This window comes from Streptomyces sp. NPDC007991, from assembly GCF_042958445.1.
GTDB lineage: Bacteria > Actinomycetota > Actinomycetes > Streptomycetales > Streptomycetaceae > Streptomyces.
Window position 1 is genome coordinate 576,370 of record NZ_JBIBJD010000002.1, and the last position, 17,291, is coordinate 593,660.

Sequence of the window (17,291 nt, forward strand, 5' to 3'; positions counted from 1 at the left end):
CCCGTATCGCCTCATTCGCTACTTGATAGACGAGTGATCGGGGCAAGCGGTTGCCTCAATCACACGTGTGAGTGAGTCACCTCACATGATGAACCGTCAGGAAGCGGGCACGAGAAAGAGTTCGGCCCCCGAGGAAGACTCCTCGGGGGCCGAACTCCGAAGCGGGCGGCGGCGGTTCAGCCCGTGCCGACACCGTCCGTGTCACCGGCGGAGGACACCCGCTGCCCGGGCACGGCGTTCGCCAGTTCCGACTCGGCCGTGGCGGCCGCGACCCGTGACTCCTGGCCGACGTTGCGCGTCTCGGCCTTGAGCGCGAGGTTCGCGACGGCGGTGTTGAACTGGTCGATGGAGGCCGGCTCGTCCGGGCCCAGCAGGTACTGCTTGAGCTCCTTGCGGTCCTCGGCCAGCGGATCGGCCGCCGGGTCGCGGACGGCGCTCAGCAGCTCGCCCAGCTCGTCCGCGCTGTTGGAGAGGATCACCGCGGCCCGCACGGCCGTGTTGTTCCGCTTGAACTCCTCGGCGCCCACCTCCGCGGAGTCGGTGACCGCGTACGGCTTGCCGCTCGCGATGAAGTCGGACACCACGCTGGAGATGTCGGAGACCATCGCGTCGGAGACGTTGAAGCAGTCGTACAGCCGCGGCTCGGCGCCGGTGATGACGCGGTGCTCCCAGGTGGGGAAGGAACGCCAGTAGGCGTCGTTCCACTCGGCGCGCAGCCGGGCGACCTCCGCGTGCCGGGCGATGTCGATCTGCCCGTCACGGGTGGCCTCGGCCTCGTCGCGGCCCTTGTCGCCGCGGTTGCCGACCAGCTGGGCGATCCGGGCCTCGATCCGGGCCAGCTCGGCCTTGGCCTGTGCCTGGGCGGCGCTGTCGGTGACGAAGCGCGCGTCGGCGGCACGCTCGGCGGCGGCCTCGCGGACCAGGGCGGTGATGCGCTGGTGGGCGGCCTTGGCCTCCCTGCTGCGCGTGCCGGTGAAGGGGTGCGGCTTGTACAGGACGCGCACCGGCGGGTCGGCCGCGACCAGGTTCCGCACGATGTTCTCGCCGGCCAGCAGGATCGAGGTGTTGCCGGGGTTGTCGTCCCAGCCCTCCCAGGTGGGGGCGTACAGCACGGTCGGGCAGCGTCCGTCAGTGGCTCCGCCGCGGGGCCCCTCGGGGACACCCTCCCAGGTCTGGATCGGGGCGAGCTGCGGGCGGCCGACCTCGACGATGTCGTCGTCGCGGACACCGACGTCGGCGATGGCGTAGCGGTCGCGGCCCGCGCGGCCGGCCGTCCACACCTCGTCGTAGACCTTGCTGAACGGGTTGACGCTGGCGAGCTTGTCGCTGTCGCCGTGGCCGATGAAGACGTGCTTGATGGTGGGCACGCGCAGCATGTGGATGTTCTTGCCGACGTTCGCCGCGTAGAGCGCGACCCGCACCGTGGACAGGTCCATGTTCATCAGGTGCACCCCTCCGGGCACGCAGATGACGGGGACCGTGGTCGGTGCGAGGTTGTTCAGGATGGCCCGCTCACGCAGGATGATCAGCGGCTTGGAGTCCAGGTTCTCCATGGTGTCCAGCCACATGTTCACCTGGTACGCCGAGTCCTTGGAACCGGAGAAGTACAGGACGGTCTCCGGCTTGTACTCGCCCAGCCAGTCGTCGACGGCGGCCAGCACCTTCTCGGCGTTCGGCGGGATCCTCCGGCCCCGGACGTACGGCACGAGCGCCAGGACGTACAGGGTGGCGACGGCCACCGTGATGCCGATGCCGACGAAGCCGACGAGGGCCGACTTCACCTGCGCGGCGAGCAGGATGCCGGCGACCGCGAAGAGGTCGAGGTGCAGCATCTTCTCGGCGGAGCGGTGCAGCAGCCGGCGCGGCGGGGCGTCGGGGATGCGGATGCGCGACTTCAGGTCGACGTTACGGGTGGCGACCGGCATACGACGCCGGTTGCGGATCAGCTGGACCAGCGCGCCGTGCGGGGCCTGCAGACCGTAGAAGGCGATGAAGCAGGCGATCGCCCCGTAGTAGATCAGGTTGTCCGCGAGGGACAGCCGGGCCAGCAACAGGACGAGCAGCAGCTGCCGGATCAGGAAGCGGATCGACAGGCCGGCCCGCACCTTGCTGAGGCGGTTGATCAGGTAGCTGCCCTTGCGGTGCAGATAGTGGTCCGCCAGGTACGTCACGGCGGCCGCTGCCGCGAAGGCGGGGACGCTCGGGACGAGCGCGGCCAGCATGAGGCAGGGGAAGCCCAGCATCATGAGGACCGCCGCGGCCAGCTCGGCCGCGCTGCCCACCCGGGCGACGCGAATAGCGGTGGATATCACGGAAAAACCTGCTCTTGGGAGGGGTGTGCCGGTCTTGGTTCTAGAATGCGGCTGGTCTGTGAATATTCGCGAGTCTGTATGGATTCAGGCCCCTGCGAACACTCCTGTTGACGTACCTGTTCACAGGAGGGCGCAGAGGCCTGAATTACCGAAGTCTATTTGGCGTCAATTATTACACGCCGTCCTGCCGGTCCAGGACCGAGGCGAGCGCCTGCTCGAAGCCGGAGGCGCGGGCCGCACCGGCGGTCGGGTCCTGCTGACGGACGTCGATGACGTGTCCGGTCAGCTCGGACAGCAGCACGTCGAGCGAGGTACGGGCCACGGCCTCGGAGGACAGCAGCGAGCCGGCCGGCTCCTGGCCGAACGCCTTGGTGCGCATCGGGGTGGCCGTCCGCTCCGGGTTGATGCAGTTGACGCGGACGCCGTCGTCGGCCCACTCGTCGGACAGGGCCTGGGTGAGGTTGACCATGGCGGCCTTGGTCGAGGAGTACAGGCTGTACTCGGCGCGACCCCGGGTGTAGCTGCTGGAGGTGTAGAGCAGCAGCTGGCCCTTGGTCTCGGACAGGTACTTGTACGACGAGCGGGCGATCTGCACCGGGGCCAGGTAGTTGACCTTCAGCGCCTCCTCGATGGTGGCGTTGTCGGTCTCGGCGAGCTTGCCGATGCGCAGCACGCCGGCGGTGTTGACCACGTAGTCGATGCGGCCGGTCTCGGCGTAGGCCTTGGACAGGGCGTCGTCGACCTCCTCCGGGTTCTCCACATGGGTGCCGGTGGTGGAGCGGCCCAGGGCGTAGACCTTGGCGCCGTAGGACTCGGCGAGCTCGGCGATGTCCTTGCCGATGCCGTAGGAGCCGCCGAAGACGACGACCGTCTTGCCGGTCAGCAGCTCCCGGTAGGCCTCCTCGGAGACCTGCTCGGGCGCGGCGGCGGAGGCCAGCTGGAAGAGCTTGTCGGCGATGAAGACGTCGACGGGCTGGGTGACCTTCATGTTGTACTCGTCGCCCGCGACGACGTGGATCGGCACGTCGGGCAGGTACTTGAGCACGACGGAGCAGTCGTCGGTGGCCTGGAAGTTGGGGTCGCCGGCGGCGACCTCGTAGGCCCGCCTGATCGTGGACAGCTTGAAGGCCTGCGGGGTCTGGCCGCGGCGCAGCCGGGAGCGGTCCGGGATCTCCGTGATGAACTCGCCGTCCTCGCCGTGCGTGCGCGTCACGATGATCGTGTCGGCGGAGGGGATGGCCACGTCGACGGCCTGGTAGCGCTCCAGCGCGGTGACGCAGTCGTCTATGACGCGCTGCGAGAGCAGGGGGCGCACGGCGTCGTGGAAGAGGACGTTGGCGTCCTCGCCCTCGGCCAGGCCCTCGCCCAGGGCCGAGATGGCGCGCTCGGTGGTCTCGTTCCGCGTGGCGCCGCCCTCGATGATCTTCGAGACCTTCTTGAATCCGGCCTTCGCGACGATCTTCTCGACGTCGGGCACGTAGCCGGGTGCCATCAGCACGATGATGTCGTCGATCGAGTCGGCGTTCTCGAAGGTGGTCAGCGTGTGCTCGATGACTGCCTTGCCGGCGATCTTCAGCAGCTGCTTGGGGATCGACAGACCCACCCGCTGACCGGTGCCACCGGCCAGGATCACTGCGGTGGTACGGGGCTTGGCTATGTGCTGGGACACAGGTGACCTACCTTGGGGCGACAGGGAACTTGGAAATGGTCCCACTTGTGGTTACCGCAGTGCAAGGTGAGCGCCCTCCGCCGCATATGTGCGCGCAACCTGTCATTCACCTCCCACTCCTGGTGATTGGTGAGACGGTTCCGCGCGCCTCCGGGAAATGCGCTGTGAGTAACTCCACAGGTGCTCAGCGACGTCGGAGCCGCGTGAGACAGCGGTGACCCAGGACCTTCACGAGTTCCTCGGACGATGTCTCGTGCACGGTACGCGCTTTGACGGCGCCGGCCCGAACCGTCGCCCCGATGCCGGTCGCGGCGGCTCATTGCCCCGGAATTCCCGGTCAAGATTCCGCAGCGTTCCGGTCTCGGCGAGAGCAATACGCGCGCGGTCCGGGTCGGACTTCTCACACGGCTCACGTGTCTCGCACGCCGCAGAGCCCGGCACTCCGGGGAGTACCGGGCTCACGTGTGCGCCAGGGGCCGGGTCAGACCACCTCGACGCCCGGCCGGCCGGCCTCGACCCGCAGCCTGGCCAGGGTGCTCGGCGTCGCCGACGGCTGCCGTACGGTGTCGACCACCCTCACCTGCGCGTCGATGCCGCCGCGGCTGATGTCGAAGAGGTGGTAGCCGCGGTGGGCGTCGAGCAGCTTCCAGTGCGGGTTGTCCGGGCGGCGCGGGTCCCACTCCTTGCGGAAGGCCGCCTGGTCCTGGTCGCCGTTGCTGGAGATGGAGGTGCCGACGAACTCGGCGCCGACGACCGCGGAGTCCGGGTCGGCGTAGTCCTCCTTGAGGTCGCTGATCATCGTCAGATGCCGGTCGCCGGAGAGCACGACGGGGTTGCGCACCTGCTTGAACTCCTGCAGGAAGCGGTTGCGTTCGGCCTGGTAGCCGTCCCAGGCGTCGTAGAACCAGAGCTTGCCCTCGCCGACCTGGAGGTCCGTCTCGGCCATCATGATCTGCGAGGCGATCAGGTTCCAGCGGGCCGGCGAGTTCTGCAGCCCGTTCAGCAGCCACTGCTTCTGCCGCGCGCCCAGCATGGTCAGCGACGGGTCCTGGGCACCGGCCTGGCTGGTGGCCTGGTCGCTGCGGTACTGCCGGGTGTCCAGGACGTTGAGCCGGGCCAGCCGGCCGAACTCCAGACGGCGGTACATCCGGATGTGCGGGCCGTCCGGGACGGCGGTCGCACGGACCGGCATGTGCTCGTAGTACGCCTGGTAGGCGGCGGTCAGCCGGGCCACGAAGGCGTCGTGCGGCTGCTTGTCCGGGTCCTGCGGGATGTCGCCGGCGAAGTCGTTGTCCACCTCGTGGTCGTCGAAGGTCACCACGAAGGGCGCGTTCGCGTGCATCGCCGCGAGGTCCGGGTCGGTGCGGTACTGGGCGTACCGGTTGCGGTACTGGACGAGGCTGACCGGCTCACCGGCCCCCTCGTGGCGCCGTACACCCGTCGCCGACGGCGTGGACTCGTAGATGTAGTCGCCGACGAACACCACGACGTCCGGGTCTTGCTCCAGCATGTCGGCGTATGGCGTGAAATAGCCGTGCTGCCAGTTCTGGCAGGAGGCCAGGGCCATGCGCAGGGAGCCACCGGAGCTGTAGGGGTGGGGCGCGGTGCGGGTGCGGCCGACGGGCGAGAGCTGCCCGCCGGTGCGGAAGCGGTACCAGTACGCACGGTCCGGGCGCAGCCCGCGTACGTCCACGTGAACGCTGTGCCCGTACTCGGGCTGGGCCTGGGCGGTGCCCCCGCGGACGACCTTTCTGAACCGCCGGTCCTCCGCGAGCTGCCACTCCACGGGCACCACCCGGTCGGGCATACCGCCGCCGTTCAGCGGGTCCGGGGCGAGGCGGGTCCACAGCACGATGCCGTCCGGCAGCGGGTCTCCGGAGGCGATGCCGAGGCTGAACACGCCGTCGGGCAGCGGCGTCTCGGCACCGTGGGCGGTGGCGGGAAGCCACAGCTGGGCGGAGGCCGCCGCACCGAGGACCGCGGCACCGGCGGTCAGAAAACGGCGTCGGTCGGGGGATACTGCTCCGGTCATCGTCTGACTCCCTTACCTCGCTGGCCACTTGGACACGGGGAAGCTTCACGCTCGCGGGCGGTCCGCCCGCTGAACGCCGGAGTTCACGTACATGACAACTAAGCAGACAAAAGGAGACCCACCGCCAGCATCGGAACAAGCCGTTGCCGGGGTGGGTCTGACAGATGATCAGCCAGGGATCACCGGGCGAAGCCCGCGCCGAGGGCGGAGCCGTCCGCCACGGTGCCGAGGGTGCCCGCGCCGAAGCTGACCGAGCCCGTGGCGCTGGGGGCGTTGACCGGGTTGGGGAACGCCCAGACTCCCCCGTCCCGGTTCTCCCCGGTGGCGCTGACGAACAGCTCGGGCCGGCCGTCGCCGTTGACGTCGAGCAGCTTGGTCTCGGCGCCGAAGAAGTCGTTCTGCTCCGCCGTGCCCGGGACGTTCGCCGTGTTCTGGTTCATGGACACGGCGCCGTCCCCGGTCAGCCCGGACGTCCCGCCGCGCAGGACGGTGAACTGCCCGGCCGCGTACACGTCCCCGATGCTCTCGCTCCCGCTGCCGGTGGAGACGTCGGCACTGCCGTCGCCGTTGACGTCGGCGACGGAGATGCCCCCGCCGAAGCCGTCGCCCCACTCCGGGCTGCCGGGCACACCGGCGGTGTCCTGCGTGATGATCGTCGTACGGGAGGTGTCGGGGCCGTCGGCCGAGCCGTACACGACTCCGATCTGGCCGCCCTTCAGCAGCGGGTCGTCCAGCGGGACTTCACCGGAGCCGTCGACCGGGCGGCCGATGACGAGGTCGCCGAACCCGTCCTTGTTCACGTCGCCGATGCCGAGGCTCTCGCCGCCCCGCATCCGTGTGCCGTCGGGATTCTTCAGCGGGGCGGGGGTGCTCAGCCCGTCCGGGGTACCGCGCAGGTAGACCGCGCGGCGGTGCTTGGCGTCCGGGTCGTGCAGGTCGTCGTCGCTGTGGTCGTGGATGAGCGCGACCAGGTCCGCGATGCCGTCGTGGTCGACGTCACCGGCGGCCACGTCGTCCGTGACGTACTCGGCCTCCAGGGCGAGGCGGTGGCTGCTCGCGGCGCCGGTGGTGCGGTCGAACGGCCCGTACAGCAGGCGGTTGCCGGTGGCGAGATCCAGGTGACCGTCGCCGTCGAAGTCGCCGAGCGCCGGGCGGAGCGGGTCGACGCGGTCCTCCTCGGTGCCGGTGGCCACGGCCGTACCCCCGGACAGGCCCTGCGGCCCGCCCCACAGCACGGCGAGCGTGCCGGCGGATATGACGTCCCCGACGTCCTCGCCCTGCGCACCGACGACCAGGTCGGAATATCCGTCGCCGTCCAGGTCACCGGCGGCCAGACCGTCGCCGTAGTAGTCCTCGGCCTCGGCGGTACCGGGTATGCCAGGGGTGTCCTGGCTGATGACCTGCTTGTGGGCGAGGTCGATGCCCTTGGCCGAGCCGTACACGACGGCCACGTACCCGGCACGGGTCTTGCCGCCCGCCTTGCCGTGAGGGGCGGCGACGGCCAGGTCCTGATAGCCGTCGCCGTTGAAGTCGTCGTGGAGCTTCGCCGCGGCGGCCGGGGCGGTGGGGGCGGCGTGCGCGGCCACCGGGACGGTGACGGCAGCGACCACGGCGATCGCCGCCGCCACCCCGGCTCCTCGGCCGATGCTGCGCTTGCTCATGGACTGGGGCACGTGAACTCCGGTGATCCGCTGGGCAGTTGCGACGCGGCAAAGAACAAAATCCGCATCCGCGCTGCCCGGTACGACTCACCGGAGCACGAGTTGGTTGCCTCGGGATACGTCGCGAATTCACTTGCCGTTGACGAGGGGGCCCTGAAACGGATCAGAACGGCTCGAAGTCGTCGAACGCCCGCTCCGCCTCGTCCCGCTCGGCCTGCCGGTCCCTGCGGCGCTGCGCGGCCGGCCGCGCCTCCTCCAACCGGTGGTCCTCACCGCGCCGGCCGAGCATTTCGGCCCCGGCCATCACGGACGGCTCCCAGTCGAAGACGACCGCGTTGTCCTCGGGACCGATGGCGACACCGTCGCCGCTCCGGGCCCCGGCCTTCATCAGTTCCTCTTCGACCCCGAGCCGGTTGAGCCGGTCCGCCAGGTAGCCGACCGCCTCGTCGTTGTTGAAGTCGGTCTGCCGCACCCAGCGCTCGGGCTTCTCGCCGCGCACCCGGAACAGCCCGTCGTCCTCGCGCGTCACGGTGAAGCCGGTGTCGTCCACGGCCTTGGGCCGGATCACGATCCGCGTGGCCTCTTCCTTCGGCTTCGCGGCCCGCGCCTTCGCCACGAGCTCCGCGAGCGCGTACGACAGCTCCTTCAGCCCCATGTGCGCCACGGCCGACACCTCGAACACGCGGTACCCGCGCGCCTCCAGGTCGGGCCGCACCATCTCGGCCAGGCCCTTGCCGTCCGGTACGTCGATCTTGTTCAGGACGACGAGGCGCGGACGGTTGTCCAGCCCGCCGTACTCCCGCAGCTCCTCCTCGATCGCGTCGAGGTCGGAGGCCGGGTCGCGGTCCGACTCCAGCGTGGCGGTGTCCAGGACGTGCACGAGCACACTGCACCGCTCCACGTGCCGCAGGAACTCCAGGCCCAGGCCCTTGCCCTGGCTGGCTCCCGGGATCAGCCCGGGCACATCGGCGATCGTGTACACCGTCGAGCCGGCCGTGACGACACCGAGGTTCGGCACGAGCGTGGTGAACGGGTAGTCGGCGATCTTCGGCTTGGCGGCGCTCAGCACCGAGATCAGGGACGACTTGCCGGCGCTCGGGTATCCGACGAGCGCCACGTCGGCGACGGTCTTCAGCTCCAGGACGACTTCGCGCACGTCTCCCGGCTCGCCGAGCAGCGCGAACCCGGGCGCCTTGCGCCGCGCGGACGCCAGCGCCGCGTTGCCGAGCCCGCCCCGGCCGCCCTGCGCGGCGACGAACGACGTGCCGTGCCCGACCAGGTCGGCGAGGACGTTGCCCGCCTTGTCGAGCACCACCGTGCCGTCCGGCACCGGCAGGACGAGGTCCTGGCCGTCCTTGCCGAAGCGGTTGCCGCCCTCGCCGGGCTTGCCGTTCGTGGCCTTGCGGTGCGGGGAGTGGTGGTAGTCGAGGAGCGTGGTGACGGACTGGTCGACGGTGAGGATCACGTCCCCGCCGCGACCGCCGTTGCCGCCGTCGGGCCCGCCGAGCGGCTTGAACTTCTCACGGTGGACGGAGGCACAGCCGTGACCTCCGTTACCCGCGGCGACATGCAGCTCGACGCGGTCCACGAAGGTGGTCATGGTGTGTGCCTCCAGTGATGTACGGGCGTTGCGTACGGGTTGTACGGGGTTGTTCTCTGCGTAACACGCGAAAGGCGGACCCGCTTCCCGTGAGGGAAGTGAGGTCCGCCTCGCGAAAGCCTCCGGTCAGGCGACCGGAACGATGTTCACGACCTTGCGGCCACGGTGGGTGCCGAACTGCACCGAACCGGCCTGGAGCGCGAACAGGGTGTCGTCGCCGCCACGGCCGACACCGGCGCCCGGGTGGAAGTGGGTGCCGCGCTGACGGACCAGGATCTCACCCGCGTTGACGACCTGACCGCCGAAGCGCTTCACGCCGAGCCGCTGGGCGTTGGAGTCGCGACCGTTCCGGGTGGACGATGCGCCCTTCTTGTGTGCCATTTCTCCTCAGTCCCTTACTTCGCAGCCGTGGGGATCTCAGTGACCTTGATCGCCGTGTACTGCTGGCGGTGGCCCTGGCGACGGCGGTAACCGGTCTTGTTCTTGTAGCGCAGAATGTCGATCTTCTGGCCCTTGTGGTGGTCCACGACCTCGGCCTGGACCTTGATGCCGGCCAGCACCCACGGGTCGCTGGTCACGGCGTCGCCGTCGACAACGAGCAGGGTCGAGAGCTCGACCGTGTCGCCAACCTGGGCAGTGGAAATCTTGTCAACCTCAACGATGTCGCCGACAGCAACCTTGTGCTGGCGACCACCGCTGCGCACGATGGCGTACACGCGGACTCACTCTCTCGCTCGGGAAACGGCACCCCCGCAGGCCAGCCACCCGACACAGCGAGCGGCCTCTCCTGGGCGCCCGGCGCCCGGAGGATGAGGTTTACGGGGATGTGACGCGTCATTCGACACGCCGACGGTCAAGGTTACGGGGCCGCGGCCAAGAGGGTCAAACCGAGCCGGGCCCGCCGACCTGTGCGACCGGTCACGCCGGTCGCACAGGTCGTGGGATGTCAGCCCTCGTCGCTGGAGGCAGAGACGTCGGTGGAGGCAGAGACGGAGGAGCGGGACTGCTCCGCCGCCACGGTCTTCTTCGCCGCGGTCTTCTTCGCGGCGGTCTTGGTGGTCTTCGCCGCCGCCTTCTTCGCCGTCGTCTTCTTGGCCGCGGTCTTCTTCGCCGCGGTCTTCTTCGCCGCGGTCTTCTTGGTGGCGGCCTTCTTCGCCGTGGCCTTCTTGGCCGTCTTGCGGGCCGTCTTCTTGGCCGGGGCCGGCTCCTCCGCGGTCTCCTGCGGGCCGGCGCCGTCAAACGCGGCGGCCTCCGGAGCCTCCTCGGACGCGGCCGACGGGACGACCACGACGGCCGCCTCCTCGGGCGCGGTGGACACGGTGGGCTTGCGCACGGCACGGCGCCGCGGACGGGCCGGGGCGGCGCTCTCGGCGGGCGCCTCCGCGGCCGGCTCGGCAGCCGTCGCGGGCGCTTCGGCCTGCTCGGGCGCCGCCGCGGCCTCGGCCGTGGCGGGCGCGGGCTCGGACACCGTCACCACGGTCGCCTCCGCCCCCGCCGGAGATCCGGCCGGCGCGGACACCTTGCGCGTCGCCCGCCGACGGCCACGGCCCTTGGGCGCGGCTTCCTCGGCGGCCGGGGCCTCGACGACCGGGTCCTCGACCGCGCTCGGCTCGGCGTGCGCCTCGGCGGCCGGTTCCGGCTGCACCGGACGGGCGACCTCCTCGGCGGCGGTCACGTCCTGAGCCGTCGGCACCTCGGCCTGCCCGGCCTTGCCGTCCTGGTCGGCCTTCGGCTCCGCCGTCTCGCCGCGCGGCGCACCCGCCGGAGCCGACGCCCGCCGGCTCGTCCGGCGCCGCGACCGCCCGCGCGTGGCCGCGGCCTCCGCCTCGGCGGCGCTGCTGAACAGCTCCTCGTCGGGCTCGAAGACCGGCTCGGGCAGCGCGATCGGCTCGGCGATCTCGGCGCCGACCTCGGCCTCGGTCTCCGCCTCCTGCTCGGCGGTCTCGACGGCCGCCTCGTGCACATGCGGCTGGTCGGCGGCACCGGCCCGGGCACGCTTCTTGCGCTTGCCGCCGCCTCCGCCGGCGCTGGTCGGCTGCTCCATGTGCACGATGACACCGCGTCCGTTGCAGTGGACGCAGGTCTCGGAGAAGGACTCCAGCAGGCCCTGTCCGACCCGCTTGCGGGTCATCTGCACGAGCCCGAGCGAGGTCACCTCGGCCACCTGGTGCTTGGTCCGGTCCCGGCCCAGGCACTCCAGCAGGCGCCGCAGCACCAGGTCCCGGTTGGACTCCAGCACCATGTCGATGAAGTCGATGACGATGATGCCGCCGAGGTCGCGCAGCCGCAGCTGGCGGACGATCTCCTCGGCCGCCTCCAGGTTGTTCCTGGTGACGGTCTCCTCGAGGTTGCCGCCCTGACCGGTGAACTTGCCGGTGTTGACGTCGACGACGACCATCGCCTCGGTCCGGTCGATCACCAGCGAACCGCCGCTGGGCAGCCAGACCTTGCGGTCGAGGGCCTTGGCGAGCTGCTCGTCGATCCGGTACGTGGCGAAGACGTCGACCTCGGAGGTCCACTTCTGGAGCCGCTCGGCCAGGTCCGGCGCGACGTGCGAGACGTAGCCGTGAATGGTCTGCCACGCCTCGTCGCCGCTGACGACGACCTTGGAGAAGTCCTCGTTGAAGATGTCGCGCACGACCCGGACGGTCATGTCCGGCTCGCCGTACAGCAGCGTCGGCGCGTTGCCGCCGTTCTTGGCCTTCTTCTGGATCTCCTCCCACTGCCCCTGGAGCCGCTCGACGTCCCGGCGCAGCTCGTCCTCGCTCGCGCCCTCGGCGGCGGTGCGCACGATGACGCCCGCGTCCTCGGGGACGATCTTCTTGAGGATGGTCTTCAGCCGCGCCCGCTCGGTGTCGGGCAGCTTGCGGCTGATGCCGGTCATGGAGCCCTCGGGCACGTACACGAGGTAGCGCCCGGGGAGGGAGACCTGGCTGGTCAGGCGGGCGCCCTTGTGCCCGATGGGATCCTTCGTCACCTGGACGAGGACGGACTGCCCGGACTTCAGGGCGGACTCGATGCGCCGCGGCCCGCCCGCCATGCCGAGCGCCTCGAAGTTGACCTCGCCGGCGTACAGCACCGCGTTGCGGCCCTTGCCGATGTCGATGAAGGCGGCCTCCATCGACGGCAGCACGTTCTGCACCTTGCCGAGGTAGACGTTGCCGACGTACGAGACCGCCTGCTCCTTGTTGACGTAGTGCTCGACGAGCACGCCGTCCTCCAGAACGCCGATCTGCGTACGGTCGCCGTGCTGGCGGACGATCATCACGCGCTCGACGGCCTCACGCCGGGCCAGGAACTCGGCCTCGGTGATGATCGGGACGCGCCGGCGGCCCTGTTCGCGGCCCTCCCGGCGGCGCTGCTTCTTGGCCTCCAGACGGGTCGAGCCCTTGATGGACTGCACCTCGTCGGACGGTTCGGCCTTGGGGCGGGGCTCGCGGACCTTGACGACCGTGCGCTCCGGGTCGTCCTCGGACGGCTCGGCCTCGGGCGCGCTGTCACCGGCACGGCGACGGCGCCGACGGCGCCGGCGGCTGCTGCTGGAGCCGCCCCCGGACGACTCGTCGCGGTCGGCACCCTCGCCGGACTCGTCCTGGTCCTCCTCGGTCTGCTCCGCGGTGTCCTCGGCGTCCTGCTCGGACTCGGCGTCCGTGCCCTCGCCGGCCTCGGCGTCGGTCTCGGCGGACTCACCACGCCGACGGCGGCGGCCGCCCCGGCGGCGGCGACGGCGCGAGCCGGTGCCCTCGGCGTCGTCCTGGTCGTCGCCCTCGGCGGACTCCTCGGGCTCCTCGGCTTCCTCGGCCTCCTCGACGGCACTCTCCGCGGGGGTCTCGGTGGTCTGGGCCTCGGGCTCGTCGGCGGCACCCCGGCGACGACGCCGGCGGCGCGACCCGCCGGGCTGCTCCTCCCGCACCTCCGCCGGCGCGGACTCCTCCGCCTCCTCGGGCTCCTCGGCCCCGGCCGCCTCGGCTGCGGCTGCGGCGGCGGCCCGCTCCGGCGTCTGGAACTGGGGCTCGGTGAACACGGGCGCCTGGAACAGGGCGACGGCGGGCCGCGCGGGCCGCGCCGACGTCTCCTCCTCACCGGCCGCCTCGGCGCCGGCTGCGCCGCGCGCGGACTTCGAGCCCCGGGAGGACTGCGCGGGCTCGGCGAAACCACTGGCGGCCCGGCGGACGGCCCGGCGACGGCGCCGCGGAGCGGCGTCCCCGTCGGGCTCGGACGCCTGGGCGGGGGCCTCGGCGGCAGCGGCCTCGTCGGCTCCGTCGGACTCGGCGGCGGGGGAATCGGTCACAGGTGCCTTCGCCTCCTCGGCGGGCGTGCCGGCGGGGGCCTCGGCGGGCCCGCCGGACACGGCAGCGGCGGCCTCGGCGGGCGCGTCGGTCGTGGCGACGGAGCCGGACCGGCCCGCGTCGGCGGTTGTTTGCGCCGCCTCGGCGGCGACAGGTGCTGCGGTGGGCGCGGTCACCCGTCGCGTGGCACGCCGCCGGGTCCTGCGCGGAGCGGCCTCCTCGGCGGCCTCCGCGGTCTCGGCGCCGTCGGCGGCAGCGGCGGCCTCGGGGGCGCTCGGCCCGGCCTGTGCGGCGGCAGCGGGCGCCGCCGTCTCCACCGCCTCGGCCTCAGCCGCTGCGGGCGAGGTCACCGTGCGCGTCGCACGACGCCGGGAGCGCCGGGGAGCGGCGTCCTCGGCCACGTCGGCGGCGGCCTCGGTCTGCTCCGGCGCCTCGGAGGCAGCGGGCACCGCGGCGGTCGCCGGCACCACGGTCTCTGCGGCCTCGGCGCCCTCCGGAGCCCCGGCGGGTGCGGCGGCACGGCGCACCACACGGCGCCGCTTCGGAGCGGCAGGCGCGGGCTCCTCGGCGCTCTCGGCGGCCTCGGGTGTCTCCTGCGCTACCACGACGGTCTCTTCGGCCTGTTCGGCGGCGGTCTCCTCGGCCTCGCCGGCCTCTACGGCGTCGGCCGCGAGGTCGTCGGGCTCCGCGGCCGGTATGGCCGGCGTGACGGTCTCCACGGGAGCGTCGGAGGAGGTGCCGACGGGCGGACCCGCCGGCCGGGACGCGGCACGGCGCCGCCGGCGAGGCGGCAGGGTGTCGCTGGGGGTGTTCTGTTCGGAGTCCGTGGCGGACTCTGTGGGTTCGGTCGGTCCGAGCATGCGGGCTTTTCTCCCGTCAGGCTCCCGGGCGCCGCACCTGGTCCGGCTGTGCCGGTGACGTCCGCGGCTCGCGCTGTGCGCGTCGCCGCCGTCCGGGGCGCGGGCGCCGCACGGGAGCTCTCTGTGTCCTGTCTCGCCGGTTCCGTACGCCGAATGCGTACGGCCTGGCGAAAGTCTTCTGGTCGGTGCGCTGCCCGACCCAGGTGGCTCCCGAGTCCGAGGGCGGCGCTACGACGTCCGTCCCTTCGCGGAACCTACGCCGGCGCCGTCGCGGCGGCAGGCGGTTCGGCCGTTGAGCGGGCCTCCGCTGCCTCGCGGTCGGGCGCGAGCGGGTCGGTCACCGTGCCGGTCTCTTCATCGAACAGCCCCTGCGCCAGCCTGGTCACCGCTGCGGGGACCGGCGGCGCCAGGTCGGCCACGGCGCGGAGACCGGACAGGACGTCGTCGGGTCGTACGGCAGGCGTCACGTGCCGAACAACCAGCCGCAGTATCGCACAGGGCTGGTCGGTCGGCCTATCGGCCTGCGAACTGTGCGTTTCCGTGAGGTCGGGGATCTCCAGGCTCGCGACGGCCGAGCGGGCGTCGAAGGTGCGTACCCCGTTCTTGGCGAGGCGCTGGACCTCCACGGTCTCGGCCGCGTTGAAGGCGTCCGCCGCCCGGCGGGCCTCCTCCTGCGACACGCCGTCCAGCCGCAGCTCCCACACGGAAGCCGTCAGCCGGTCGGCGAGGCCCGGGGTGCGGGCCTCGACCGCCTCGACGATGTCGAGCCCGGTGGGCAGCGACTCGTCGAGAAGGATCCTGAGCTGCTCCGGGTCGCGCGGCGCGGTGAGCCCGATCTCCAGGTACTCCGCCTCACTGCCCGTGCCGGTGGGTGCGGCATTGGCGTACGACACCTTCGGGTGCGGTGTGAAGCCCGCCGAGTAGGCCATCGGCACCTCGGCACGGCGCAACGCACGCTCGAAGGCGCGCTGGAAGTCACGGTGGCTGGTGAACCGGAGGCGGCCGCGCTTGGTGTAGCGCAGTCGGATGCGCTGCACCGCGGGTGCGGGCGGCGGGCCTTCGGGCTGTCGCTTGCCCAGTGTCGTTCAGTCCTTCGTGAGAGCGGTCGTACTGCTACCAAGAGTACGTGCCTCGCGGCCCGAAGGTTCCCCGAGGTCGACCGGCTGCGGCTGCGCGGGCGCGCCGAAGAGCATCCGCCGGAAGTCGGCGCGCGCCTGCCGTACGGACTCCCGGGCGGAGGCCAGCGCCTGCCGCATGGCCCGTCCCACACCGCGCGCGGCCTCGGCGGCGGGCCTCAGGACGGCGTCCCGCACGACATGCCCGACGGGTGTCAGCACGCTCCGGTACACCCACCGCACCGGCTCGACGAAGATCCACCTCAAGAGCGTCGCGAGGAACCGCCCGACGGCCAGCGAGATGTGCCCGGCGATCCGCCACGCGTGCCCGAGCGCCTCCCCGACCTCCCGCCCGATGACGGCCAGGACCCTCCCGACCGGCGTGAGGATCCAGCGCCACACGGCGAGCGCGGGAAGGACCAGCAGGATCCGCGCGATCCAGTACAGCCCCGTCCCGATACCGGTGACGACCATGCCCACCAGCCACACCAGCCCCTTGGCACACCAGGCGATCGCCCGCCCGACCGGGGCGAGCACCCACGTGTACAGCCACACGGCGGGCACGACGACGAGATACCGGCCGAGCCACGCCACGACCGCGTACACCCCGGCCCCGACCGCGGCGAGCACGGCGCCGAGCCCCTTCAGCACCCACACCACGGCACGCCCGACCGGCGTGAGCAGGGACGAATACACCCAGCCGAGCGCGGCCCCGACGCCCCTGGCGACCCAGCCGACGACCCAGGCGACCGCGCGCCCCACCGGCGTCAGCACCTGCCGGTAGAGCCACACCAGCGGCACGACGAGGAGGACGTTCCCCAGCCACCCGAGCGCCCCGGCCACCGGCACGACGACATACCGCCACAGCCCCACGAACGGCCAGACGAACACCGCCCGCCCGAGCCACAGCAGCGCCCGGCCCAGCGGCCGGAACAGCACGTCGTTCAGGAACCGCCCGGCCACGACGAGCGCGTCCCACAGCATCCGCACGGGGACGACCAGCACGAGCACGACGATCCGCACGGGAATCCGGATCGCGACGGCGAGACACCGCTCGGGCGCCGCCTCACGCACCGGCGGCGCGCCCGGTGCGGGCACCCGTTTGCGCAGATCGACTCGCGTCTCGGAGCCCTCGCGGGCCGGTTTCTCCAGATCCATACCGTGGGAGACGCCTCAGCGCCCCGTCCGGATCCAGCACCGCACAGCCCCGCCCCGTTCTTCCTCAGACCCTCCACCTGGCGTCGTGATCATATGACTCACGCGCCGGCGACCCGCGCGTGCAACAGCCGTGGCGACTCCTGGAAACCGCACCGGGCGTACGCGGGAATCGCCCGCGGGGACGAGTGCACGGTCACCCGCTCCAGCCCGAGCTCCCGGGCCCCGTCCAACACGGCCCGGATGAGCGCACCGCCCACCCCGCCGTCGCGCGCCTCGGGTACGACGTACACGCACTGGAGATCACCAGAGGCCCGCCGGCGCGCCCCCGGCGTGGGCACCCGCTGCACCACCGCCAGCCAGGCCATACCGATGACGACGCCGTCGTCGCGCACGACCACCATGCACCGATGCGACCCGTCGTTCTCCCGGGCCCATGTGACGAAGTGCCGTACGAATTCCTCGCGTTCCCCGGGTGCCTCGCCTTCGTTCTCGACGAGCCACTGCCAGCGAAGCCCGGCGACGGCGGCCAGTTCGCCCGGCCGTGCGGGCCGGACAGCCAAGTTCACCATCCCCGCATTGTGCGGACCGGCGGCCT

Annotated in this window: 11 protein-coding genes; all 11 read right to left on the reverse strand. The window is 71.7% G+C overall.

What is annotated here, in order from left to right; genetic code table 11:
- Nucleotides 1-176: 176 nt before the first annotated feature.
- Nucleotides 177-2,312: a hypothetical protein gene (locus ACFZDA_RS06735; RefSeq protein ID WP_391075907.1), complete on the reverse strand. Its 2,136-nt coding sequence runs from the start codon at nucleotides 2,310-2,312 to the stop codon at nucleotides 177-179.
- A gap of 172 nt (nucleotides 2,313-2,484) precedes the next feature.
- The gene (locus tag ACFZDA_RS06740) at nucleotides 2,485-3,981 is read right to left on the reverse strand and encodes a D-ribitol-5-phosphate cytidylyltransferase (protein WP_391075909.1); all 1,497 of its coding nucleotides are present in this window, start codon (nucleotides 3,979-3,981) and stop codon (nucleotides 2,485-2,487) included.
- Nucleotides 3,982-4,462: 481 nt separating this feature from the next.
- Entirely contained in the window at nucleotides 4,463-6,013 is a 1,551-nt protein-coding gene (locus tag ACFZDA_RS06745; protein WP_391075912.1) for an alkaline phosphatase D family protein, read from the reverse strand.
- Between the two features lie 179 nt (nucleotides 6,014-6,192).
- A complete protein-coding gene (locus ACFZDA_RS06750) occupies nucleotides 6,193-7,674 on the reverse strand; it encodes an FG-GAP-like repeat-containing protein (RefSeq protein WP_391075915.1) in 1,482 nt (493 codons plus the stop codon).
- A gap of 163 nt (nucleotides 7,675-7,837) precedes the next feature.
- On the reverse strand, nucleotides 7,838-9,274 hold the full coding sequence (obgE, locus tag ACFZDA_RS06755; protein ID WP_391075917.1) for a GTPase ObgE: 1,437 nt from the start codon (nucleotides 9,272-9,274) through the stop codon (nucleotides 7,838-7,840).
- Nucleotides 9,275-9,400: 126 nt separating this feature from the next.
- Nucleotides 9,401-9,655, reverse strand: a complete 255-nt coding sequence (gene rpmA / locus ACFZDA_RS06760; protein WP_010041940.1) for a 50S ribosomal protein L27 — start codon at nucleotides 9,653-9,655, stop codon at nucleotides 9,401-9,403.
- Between the two features lie 14 nt (nucleotides 9,656-9,669).
- Nucleotides 9,670-9,990 (reverse strand): 50S ribosomal protein L21, encoded by a 321-nt coding sequence (gene rplU, locus ACFZDA_RS06765; RefSeq protein ID WP_020269559.1) that lies wholly within the window; start codon nucleotides 9,988-9,990, stop codon nucleotides 9,670-9,672.
- Between the two features lie 230 nt (nucleotides 9,991-10,220).
- Nucleotides 10,221-14,423 carry an Rne/Rng family ribonuclease gene (locus tag ACFZDA_RS06770; RefSeq protein WP_391075920.1) on the reverse strand — a complete coding sequence of 1,401 codons (4,203 nt, stop codon included), beginning with the start codon at nucleotides 14,421-14,423 and terminating at the stop codon, nucleotides 10,221-10,223.
- Nucleotides 14,424-14,677: 254 nt separating this feature from the next.
- Nucleotides 14,678-15,460 (reverse strand): TIGR03936 family radical SAM-associated protein, encoded by a 783-nt coding sequence (locus ACFZDA_RS06775; protein ID WP_391075923.1) that lies wholly within the window; start codon nucleotides 15,458-15,460, stop codon nucleotides 14,678-14,680.
- A gap of 48 nt (nucleotides 15,461-15,508) precedes the next feature.
- On the reverse strand, nucleotides 15,509-16,696 hold the full coding sequence (locus ACFZDA_RS06780; protein ID WP_391075926.1) for a hypothetical protein: 1,188 nt from the start codon (nucleotides 16,694-16,696) through the stop codon (nucleotides 15,509-15,511).
- Nucleotides 16,697-16,794: 98 nt separating this feature from the next.
- A complete protein-coding gene (locus ACFZDA_RS06785; RefSeq protein ID WP_391075929.1) occupies nucleotides 16,795-17,265 on the reverse strand; it encodes a GNAT family N-acetyltransferase in 471 nt (156 codons plus the stop codon).
- Nucleotides 17,266-17,291 lie beyond the last annotated feature (26 nt).